Raw genomic sequence first — 10,320 nt, 5'->3', positions numbered from 1 at the left:
TCGGCCGAGCAGCTGTCGCAGGGCTCGACGGAGCAGGCGTCGTCGACCGAGGAGGCGTCGGCGTCGATGGAGGAGATGGCGGCGAACGTGAAGCAGAACGCGGACAATGCCGGCCAGACCGAGACGATCGCGCGGCAATCAGCCAAGGACGCGGAGGCGAGCGGGGCCGCGGTGGGCCGGGCGGTGGATGCGATGCAGACGATCGCGCAGAAGATCACGATCGTGCAGGAGATCGCGCGGCAGACGGACCTGCTGGCGCTGAACGCGGCGGTGGAGGCGGCGCGGGCGGGCGAGCACGGCCGCGGGTTCGCGGTTGTGGCGAGCGAGGTGCGCAAGCTGGCGGAGCGGTCACAGGCGGCGGCGGCGGAGATCGGGACTTTGTCGTCGGAGACGGTGAAGGCGGCGCAGGAGGCGGGGTCGATGCTGGGTCGTCTGGTGCCGGACATCCGGCGGACGGCGCAGCTTGTGGAGGAGATCTCGGCGGCGTGCCGGGAGCAGGACGCGGGATCGGCGCAGATCAACGCGGCGATCCAGCAGCTCGACAAGGTGACGCAGCAGAACGCGAGCGCGTCGGAGGAGGTGTCGGCGACGTCGGAGGAGCTGGCGGCGCAGGCGGAGCGTCTTCAGGGGACGATCGCGTATTTCCGGATCGGCGAGGGGGCGGCGGCGGCGTCCGCGCCGGTGGACCGGTCGGTGGCGCGGCTTCGCGAGACGGCGTCGCGGATGGCGGCGCCGTCGGCCGGTGCGAAGGCGGGCAAGCGCAAGGCGGTCCCGGCCGAGGCGGGCCGGGGCGGGTTCGCCTTCGACCTCGGCGTGGGCGACGACAGCGATCGCGAGTTCAAGCGCAGCGCCTGAGGACGGCGCCGACAAGCAGGCCATGACGGGTTGGAGATGCAGGATGTCGAGCGTTTGGCAGTACCTCACCCTCGGTCTCGACCAGGAGACCTTCGGGATCAACATCGAGCACGTGCAGGAGATCCTCGACTACCGGCCGGTCTCGGCGCTGCCGCACGCGCCGGCCTTCCTGGTCGGAATGATCGACGTGCGGGGCCAGAGCTACCCGGTCGTCGACCTGCGCACGAAGCTCGGCCTGCCGCCGGCGGCACCGACGCCGGCGACGCGGATCATCCTGCTGCACGTTCCCGTCGACGGGCGGTCCCTGCCGGTGGGCTTCGTGGCCGACCGGGTCTTCGAGGTGACGGAACTCGACGGGACCGATCTGGAGGCCGCCCCCGAGGTCGGCGGCCGGTGGCGGTCGCGCTACATCGCCGGGATCGGCCGCAAGGGGAGCGCCTTCGTGGTGGTCTTCGACCTCGCCGGGCTGATGACCGACGACGCGCGCCTGCTCCCGACGGCCGCTGCGGCCTGATCGACCTGCCATGTCCCTCTCCGAAGAGCGCCTGACCGACGCGCAGTTCCGGTCGATCGCCCAAGTGGTCCAGACCCGGGTCGGCATCCAGCTGCCGCAGGCCAAGCGGATCATGCTGGAGGGCCGGCTGCGCAAGCGCCTCCGCGCGCTCAACATGGAGAGCTACGAGGAGTATTGCGCGTACCTGTTCGACGAGGGGCGGCTCACGGACGAGTTCGTGCATCTCGTCGATTGCGTGACGACGAACAAGACCGATTTCTTCCGGGAGCCGGCGCATTTCGACTTCCTGCGGGACGAGGCGGTGCCGCAGCTCTGCGCCCGGGGCGGCTCGGCCGCGCGGCGGATCAAGCTGTGGAGCGCCGCGGCCTCGACGGGGGCCGAGGCCTACACGGCCGCCATGGTCCTGGAGGACATGGTCGGGCGCGGCGCGCCCTTCGCCTACGCGATCCTCGGGACCGACGTCTCCACGGAGGTGCTCGCCACCGCGGAGGCCGGCATCTACCCGGCGGAGATGCTGGCACCGGTGCCGCCGGACTTCCGGCGCCGCTACGTGCTGGAGGCGCGCGACCCGGCCCGGCGGGAGATGCGCATCGCTCCCGAATTGCGGCAGCGGGTCCGGTTCCAGCACCTCAACCTCATGAGCGAGCGGTACCCGGTCGACGGTGACGTGGACATCATCCTCTGTCGCAACGTGCTGATCTACTTCGACAAGCCGACGCAGGCCGCCGTTCTCGGGCGCCTCGCGCAGCACCTGAGCCCGGGCGGCTACCTGATCGTCGGCCATTCCGAATCGATGGCCGGCACGGCCCTCACCGGGCTGCGGCAGGTCTCGTCCACCATCTTCCGCCGTTAGACGCCTCCTCGGCGAGGCGGGCCCCGGCCCGTGGCCGGGCCGGCGGCGAAACCACGAATCCGGGGCAGGCACGACGGTTCGACCCGAGCGGCGCCTGCTCCCCGTTCCGCGTCGCGACGGGCTGTCCTGCGCCGCGTCGGACCAAGCCTAGGGAGCCGGTTGCGTCCATGGGATCCGCCTCGACTGTCCGCGTCCTCATCGTCGACGATTCTGCCTCCGTGCGGCAAACGCTCGCCCACATCCTGCAGACGGCGCCGGACATCCAGGTGCTCGGCGCGGCCGCCGACCCCTTCGTGGCCGCCCGGCGGATCCAGGAGGAACTCCCCGACGTCATCATCCTCGACCTCGAGATGCCGCGGATGGACGGGCTCACCTTCCTGCGCAAGATCATGGCGCAGCGCCCGATCCCGGTCGTGGTCTGCTCCTCGCTCACCGAGGCGGGCTCGCGGATGCTGTTCGACGTGCTGGAGGCGGGGGCCGTCGACGTGATCCCCAAGCCCCGGATCGACACGCGGGAGTTCCTGCTCGAATCCTCGATCCGGGTCTGCGACGCGGTCCGGGCCGCCGCCCGGGCGAAGCTGCGGGCGCCCCGCGCGCCCCTGCGCCGCATCGAGGCCAAGCTCTCGGCCGACGTGATGCTGCCGCCGCCCGTTCCGGGCCGGGCGGTCGCGGCCACCGACCGCATCGTCTGCATCGGGGCCTCCACGGGCGGCACCGAATCCCTGCGCGACGTGCTGGAGGAACTCCCGCCCGACTGCCCGGGGATCGTGATCGTGCAGCACATGCCCGAGCACTTCACGGCGGCCTTCGCGCGGCGGCTCGACGGGCTCTGCGCCATCGCCGTGAAGGAGGCGGAGGACGGCGACGAGGTCTGCCCCGGCCGCGCCCTGATCGCGCCGGGCGGGCGCCACCTCCTCGTGCAGCGCGTCGGCAGCCAGTACCGCGTCGCGGTCAAGGACGGGCCGCTGGTGTCGCGGCACCGCCCCTCGGTCGACGTGATGTTCCGCTCCGCCGCCCAGGCCGCGGGTGCCAACGCGCTGGGCATCCTGATGACCGGGATGGGCGACGACGGCGCCAACGGCCTCCTGGAGATGCGCCGGGCCGGCGCCCAGACGCTGGCCCAGGACGAGCGCAGCTGCGTCGTCTTCGGCATGCCCAAGGAGGCGATCGCGCGCGGCGCGGCGATGCGGGTGGTCGGGCTCGACCAGATCGCCGCCGAGATCGTCCGCGCCGGCCTCCAGCCGCCGCCGCGCGCAGGCGAGGGGTCCGCGCGCCACGTCGGCTGACCGCCGGGCCCCGCCGCGTCCGCACCCCCGCGCCTGCCGCGCCCCGCCTCCCCGGGGCGGTCGCGCCGGCGCGCGCGCGCCGTTCACCGTCGTCCGCCAATCCCGGAACGCCGGCCTCTGATCAGGGCTGCCCCTTCCGCAAGGGAGGGCTTTCATCGCGACTCTGGGCATATGGTTAACCGTTTATAGACCAGCCGTCCCCACTGTCCGTGCGGGCTCCGGCGCTCCTCGAATCGACTCTGCCGCCTCGGCCAAGGCGGCACCGGTCGGGACGGGGGCGGCGAGCGACAGCCCTGAGTCTTCGTCCATGCGGTCGGGGGCTCGGCGTACGGCAGGGGAGTTGGGTCATGGCGGATAGCGGCGGGCGGAACATCGCGGCGACCGGTGCGGGCCGGGGATGGTCCGGTCTCGCGGTGCGGGCGGTCGCCCCCGGACAATGCGCTTCGGCCGTGGGCCGGCGCCGCGTCCGGGCGGCCTGACGCCCGTCCCCATGACCTCGATCGCACCGGACGCCGCCTCGCAGCGGCGCGCCCCTCACGCGCGGATGGCCTCGTGAACGCCCAAGCCCCCTTCTCGTTGTCGCGGCACCACACGGCGATCCGCAGCCTGTTCATCGTCGCCCTGCACCGGGGGGTGCAGCTCTCCGCGGACGCCCTGATCGCGCTGCGGGAGGACGACCCGACCGCCTCCATCCTGGAGGTGATGGCGGGGGCCGGGCTGGAGGGGCGGCTGGTCGCGAGCCGGCGCTGGCGCCGCGTCGCCGCCCTCGGCGAGGCCTTCCCGGTCATGGCTCAGCGGCGGAACGGCGACTGGGTCGTGGTGCTGGGCCGCTCGGACGGGGAGGACGGGCCGGCCCTGTCCGTGCTCGATCCGCGCATCGAGGCGCAGGGGCCCCAGCGCCTGACCCGCGCCGCCTTCCTGGCGGAATGGTCCGGCACGCTGATCCTGTGCCGCCGGGCCAAGCCGGAGGCGCCCGAGCCGCAGACCTTCGGCCTGATCTGGTTCGTGCCCGAGATCCTGCGGCAGCGCCGCTACCTGCGCGACGTGGCGGTGGCGAGCCTCATGGCGACGCTCATCTCCTTCGCCACCCCGCTGACCCTCCAGGTCCTCGTCGACAAGGCCATCGGCCACCGCAGCTACCAGACCCTCGGCGCGGTGATCGTCATCTCGGCGCTCCTGATCCTGTTCGACGGGGTCTTCGCCTTCATCCGCCAGTCGCTGATGCTGTTCCTGACCAACAAGGTCGACGCCAGGCTGGCCACCCGCACCTTCCAGCACCTGCTGCACCTGCCGCTGCACTTCTTCGAGGCGATGAGCGTCGGGTCGCTGACCCGCAACCTGATGCAGACGGAGACGATCCGCCACTTCCTGACCGGGCGCCTGTTCCAGGCCGCGCTCGACGGGCTGACGCTGCCGCTCACGCTGGGCGTGCTGGCCTTCTACAGCGGCAAGCTCACCATCGTGGTGCTGCTGTTCTCGCTGGCGATCGCCGGGGTGATCGGGATCATCGTCCCGCTGTTCCGCCACCACCTGCAGCGCCTCTACCAGGCCGAGGGCCTGCGCCAGTCGCACCTCGTGGAGACCATCCACGGCGCGCGGACCGTGAAGTCCCTGGCCCTGGAGGACAGCCGGGCCAAGACCTGGGACGACGCGGTGGCCACCTCCATCCGCCGCCGCGAGACGGTCGGGCGCTACTCGGTCCTCGCCAACGTGGCCACGACCGCCCTGGAGAAGAGCATGCAGATCTGCGTGCTCGGCCTCGGCGCGGTCGACGTGTTCGAGGGGCATCTCAGCATCGGGGCGCTGATCGCCTTCAACATGGTGTCGGGGCGGGTCACCGGCCCGCTGATCCAGATCGTCGGGCTGATCAACGAATCGCAGGAGACGCGGCTCGCCGTCGAGATGCTCGGCACCGTCATGACCCAGGCGCCGGAGCGCGACCCCAGCCAGCCCGGCATGCGCCCGGCCGTGACGGGGCGGCTGGAATTCGACGCCGTGACCTTCAGCTACCCGGGCGCCGCCGCCCCCGCCCTCGACGCCGTGAGCTTCGCGGTCGAGCCCGGGCAGGTCATCGGCGTGGTCGGCCGCTCGGGATCGGGCAAGACCACGGTGACCCGGCTGATCCAGGCGATCCAGACGGCGCAGGCCGGCGCGGTGCGGCTCGACGGGATCGACCTGCGCCAGATCGAACTGGCGCATCTGCGCCGGCAGGTCGGGGTCGTGCTGCAGGACAACTTCCTGTTCCGCGGCACCCTGCGGGAGAACATCGCGGCCGCGCGTCCCGACGCCACGCTCGGCGAGATCATCGAGGCCGCCCGGATGGCGGGCGCGGCCGAGTTCATCGAGCGGCTTCCCGGCTCCTACGACACCTTCGTGCAGGAGAACGGCACCAACTTCTCGGGCGGACAGCGCCAGCGCATCGCCATCGCGCGCGCGCTCGTGCTGCGGCCGCCGGTGCTGATTTTCGACGAGGCCACGAGCGCGCTGGATCCCGAGAGCGAGGCGATCATCCAGGACCACCTCGCGGAGATCGCCCGCGGCCGCACCATGGTCATCGTCTCGCACCGGCTGACCTCGCTGGTGAGCTCCGACGCCATCCTGGTGCTCGAGCGCGGCAAGGTCGCCGACTTCGCCCCCCACGCAACCCTCCTGGAGCGCTGCGAGGTCTACCAGCGCCTCTGGCACCAGCAGACCAGGCACATCCAGTGATGCAGCTCCGCCGCTTCCGCTCGTCGCCGGCCGCGCCCTTCCCACAGCCCCTGCGCCGGCTCGACGCCCTGCCGGAGGGAGGGTGGGGCCGCCGCCTGCTGAGGGTCCGCGCCCGCCTGGGGCCGCGGCTCGAGGCGCCGCAGCCGGACATCGAGGAGATCTTCGGGGCGCGGCCCGACCTGCCGCTGCGCCACACGCTCTACGTGGTCGCCGCGCTGGTGGTCTCCCTGGCCACGGCCGCCGCGCTGGTGCGGTTCGACGTGGTCGTCTCGGCGCCCGGGCGGCTGCTCGCGGACGCGCCCACGATCGTGCTGCAGCCCCTGCAGCTGTCGATCATCCGCGACCTGCGGGTGAAGGCGGGCGACACGGTGCGCAAGGGCGACGTCGTGGCGGCGCTCGACCCGACCTTCGCCCAGGCCGACCAGAGCGCGCTCCTCGCCCAGCAGGCGGCGCTCGCGGCGGAGACCGAGCGCCTCGGCGCGGAGCTCGACGGCCGCGAGCCGCACTTCGTCGGCAACGGCCCGGACGTGGCGATCCAGGAGAGTCTGTTCCGCCAGCGGCGCTCGCAGTTCGAGGCGCAGCTGCGCGCCTTCGACGCGGAGATCCAGCGGCTCACCGGCAACATCGCGACCTCGAAGGCCAACGCGGTGTCGCTGCGCCTGCAATTCGACGTCTACAACGAGCTCGAGGGGATGTACGCGAAGCTCTACGCCAAGAGCATCGCCTCGCGGGTGACCTATCTCGGCTCCTCGGTCAGCCGCCTGAAGGCGGAGCGCGACAGCCACGGCGAGCAGGACCGGATCGGCGAGCTCACCAACCAGCTGACCACCAAGCAGGCCGAGCGGCAGGTCTTCGTCGACAAGTGGCGCAGCGACCTGATGGACGCGCTCGTCCGGGCGCGCCGGGAGCAGGCGAGCCTGAGCGAGAACCTCGTGAAGGCGGCCCGGGTGACGGACCTGATCGCCCTGCGGGCGCCCGAGGACGGCATCGTGCTGGACGTGGCGCGGCGCTCGGTGGGCTCCGTGGTGCAGGCGGCCGAGCCCGTGGTGACGCTGCTCCCGGCGCGGGCGCCGCTCTACGCGGAGGTGGCGATCGGCTCCGCCGAGGTGGGCTACGCCAAGGCCGGCGACGGCGCCAAGGTGAAGGTCGACGCCTTCCCCTACCAGCGGCACGGCATGCTGGCGGGGCACGTGCGGACGATCGGCATGGATGCGGGCGCGACGAGCCTCGGGCCCAGCGCGGCGGGACCCGCGGCCCTGCCGCCGGGCGGCGTGCAGCATCGCGGGCAAATCGTCCTCGACGACCTCTCCCTGCGCGATATGCCGGAGGGCGCCCGGCTGCTCCCGGGCATGAGCGTCACCGCCGAGATCAAGGTCGGGACGCGCAGCGTGATCTCCTACTTCACCGAGCCCCTGCGGCGCGGCGTCGACGAGAGCATGCGGGAACCGTGACGATGATCGGGGGAGCAGTCTCCCGAGACGATGAGTCGCAGCCCTCAGTCCCGGCCGTGACCGGGCGAAATGCACCACGTGATATTTGGGGGAACTTGTTATGACGTTTCATGATGGTGCGATTCAGGTTTTCCCCAAGCCGATCTACGTCAATCAGCATCCGCGGTTCTTCGGGGAGCGATGCGTCCAGCACAGCCCCGACCTGGACCTGCGCAAGCTGACATTTCACGATTGCGGAAAGAACCTGGAGGCGAGACTCAGGCTGCAGCTCTCCATCACCAAATTCGGATACCGCGGAACCTACCATGGTGAGATCGTCATCATGGATAACGGCCTGCTCGGCATCGATGAGTTCGGTTCGGCGTTGAAGTTGAACGCCGACGCCTCGGAAGATCGTTATCACAAATCAATGTTCTCGATGATCGAAGACATGTGCTTCGACGAGTCATTCTTCACGATGAGGGCGGCGTACATTCAGAATTGGGGCAAGTTGCCGACCGTCGAGAACGCGGTGTTTCTGATGGAGGCGCATGCCCAGAAGAACTATTTCCACTTCCACACCGGTCTGCTGCCGCGGGTGCGCAATCTCGGCGACGCGAAGCAGCTGCATATCGCGATCTCGGAAGATTGCCTGAAAAAGTCGTACCAGCGCGACCTGATCGTCAAGGCCTGGGATAACCGCCAGATCATCCCGTGCCCGGCCGGGGTCAAGCTGAAGGATCCCGTCCTGCTCTACGAGCCGTTCTCGAAGGGGGTCGTCGACTGGCTCAGGGAGAATGTCGGTCCGCGCCTGTCGAGCGGCGACCGGCGCATCTACATCACGCGCAAGGCCCTGGCGGACACCCATCGCAAGCACGGTCAGATCTTCGAATCGGAGGAGTTCCTCGGCCTGCTCCGCGAGTTCGGCTTCGAGAGCGTGGATTTCGGGACGGGCGAGATGCCGATCGAGGACCAGATCCGTCTCCTCGACCGGGCCGGCCTCGTGCTCGGCGTCCATGGCGCCAACATGACGAACATCGCCTACCTGCCGGCGGATTGCCGCGTGGTCGAACTGCTCCCCACCTACTGGGCCGATCACAGCTACATGCAGCTCTGCGCGTCGATCGGGCTGCACCACGACGTGATCGTCTGCAGCGAATTCGGCGAGAGCCTCGAGATCCAGGTGAAGCTGCCGACCCTCAGGAAGGTTCTGACGACCCTCCTGCGCCCCTGACGGCCTGCGCGGCCGGAGGGCCCTGACCGGGGCGATCCGCGCGACCGGACCGCCTGTGACGCCGACGGCCCCGCGACGCTGGGACGGACCATCCGCGGACCGGGCCCCGTGCCGCTCGGGCGCGGGCCGGTTCCTTCTCGACAAGAAGAGAGCCCGGACTGCTGGAATGACGCGGCCGCAATGTTTGGCGGCCGTCGGACGTTCGGACACCATTGCTGATGTTGAGCTCCGCGATCGCGCCAGTTCAGTGTAATCGAGATCGATCCTCCTAAAAATTTTGCTGGCTGATCTGATTGCCAATCCGCGTCCGATCAAGCGTGGAACATGTTGAGGTGACGCATTCGGCGGCCGGTCAGTAACCCTGCGTTAATTGGCCATGCCTACCGTCCCGGGCTGTCGTATGGGTTCAAGGTGGCGAGAGTGGATCGATTCACCGAGCAGCATCAGGTCAGCGCAGGGCGCGGAGCTGGACGCGGACGCGGTGTCGAGACTGTGTCGTCTCGTTGCTTCCCTCCCGATCTTTTTTTCCACGGGCTGCGCGTGCCCTGACGCGGCGCGCCCGACCCCTTCTCTCGCCATCAACTGCGCCTTCTGGATCTGGAGCTGTCCGTGACCGTCATCGCAAACCTGACCACGTCCCAGATACGTGATCTCACGACGACAACCCTGCAGTCGCTAACGTCAACGGACATCAACTCGCTGTCGGCCGTCCAGGTCGGGGCTCTCACGACCGTGCAGGTCGCCGCGCTGAGCACCACGACGATCGCGAGCCTGGGCACCGTCCAGGTCGGCGGCCTGACCTCGTCGCAGATCGGCGCGCTCAACTCCAGCCAGGTCAGCGTGCTGACGGCGACGGAGATCGGCTGGCTCTCCACCGCGCAGGTGACCGGCCTGACCACGGACGAGATCGGCACGCAGCTGACCACGACGCAGTTCCTGGGCCTGACCTCGACCCAGCTCGGGGCGCTGACCTCGGCGCAGGTCGGGGCGCTGACCAGCTCCGAGATCGCGGTGCTGTCCTCGGCGCAGCTGGCTGGTCTCAAGTCGAGCCAGCTGGCGCTGTTCACCTCGACGCAGATCCAGGCGCTGACCTCCGGCGACCTCGCCCTGCTGTCGAGCACGCAGCTGGGCGGCCTGACCTCGACCGAGATCGGGCAGCTGACCACGGCGGGCCAGATCCAGGCCTTCACCTCGGCGCAGATCGGGGCGCTCACGACCGGCCAGGTGGCGGGTCTGACGACCGACCAGCTGGCGGTGCTGACCAATACGGAGCTGGCCGGGCTGCGCTCGGCGCAGATCGGGGCGCTGAGCACGACGCAGCTCGGGGGACTGACCTCGGCGGCGGTCGGGGGCCTGACCTCGGCGCAGGTGGGCGGCCTGACCTCGACGCAGGTGGGCGCGCTGACCTCGACGCAGGTCTCGGGCCTGTCGGCGACGGA

At 70.4% G+C, this 10,320-nt stretch carries 7 protein-coding genes and 1 pseudogene; all 8 read left to right on the top strand.

The annotated features are described in order from the left end of the window. Window positions 1–855 (top strand): methyl-accepting chemotaxis protein (locus ACW9J6_RS34115; protein WP_457120765.1); only part of this gene is annotated, 855 nt, incomplete at its 5' end. Window positions 856–898: 43 nt separating this feature from the next. Next, a complete protein-coding gene (locus ACW9J6_RS34110) occupies window positions 899–1,369 on the top strand; it encodes a chemotaxis protein CheW (RefSeq protein ID WP_457120764.1) in 471 nt (156 codons plus the stop codon). 10 nt (window positions 1,370–1,379) lie between these two features. Continuing rightward, entirely contained in the window at window positions 1,380–2,222 is an 843-nt protein-coding gene (locus ACW9J6_RS34105; RefSeq protein WP_457120763.1) for a CheR family methyltransferase, read from the top strand. A 167-nt stretch (window positions 2,223–2,389) separates the two neighbouring features. Next, complete coding sequence (locus ACW9J6_RS34100) at window positions 2,390–3,508, top strand: protein-glutamate methylesterase/protein-glutamine glutaminase (RefSeq protein ID WP_457120762.1); 1,119 nt, start codon at window positions 2,390–2,392, stop codon at window positions 3,506–3,508. Window positions 3,509–4,060: 552 nt separating this feature from the next. Then, window positions 4,061–6,217, top strand: coding sequence for a peptidase domain-containing ABC transporter (locus ACW9J6_RS34095; protein ID WP_457120761.1), 2,157 nt, complete (start codon window positions 4,061–4,063; stop codon window positions 6,215–6,217). Then, window positions 6,217–7,668 carry an HlyD family type I secretion periplasmic adaptor subunit gene (locus tag ACW9J6_RS34090; RefSeq protein ID WP_457120760.1) on the top strand — a complete coding sequence of 484 codons (1,452 nt, stop codon included), beginning with the start codon at window positions 6,217–6,219 and terminating at the stop codon, window positions 7,666–7,668. Before ACW9J6_RS34095 ends, ACW9J6_RS34090 begins: the two co-directional genes overlap by 1 nt. A 100-nt stretch (window positions 7,669–7,768) precedes the next feature. Further along, window positions 7,769–8,881 (top strand): glycosyltransferase family 61 protein, encoded by a 1,113-nt coding sequence (locus ACW9J6_RS34085; RefSeq protein WP_457120759.1) that lies wholly within the window; start codon window positions 7,769–7,771, stop codon window positions 8,879–8,881. A 609-nt stretch (window positions 8,882–9,490) separates the two neighbouring features. Beyond that, window positions 9,491–10,320, top strand: a pseudogene (locus tag ACW9J6_RS34080) (hypothetical protein); the annotation flags it as partial.

Source organism: Methylobacterium sp. JK268 (assembly GCF_054052225.1).
This window is presented reverse-complemented; position numbering and strand designations above follow the sequence as displayed.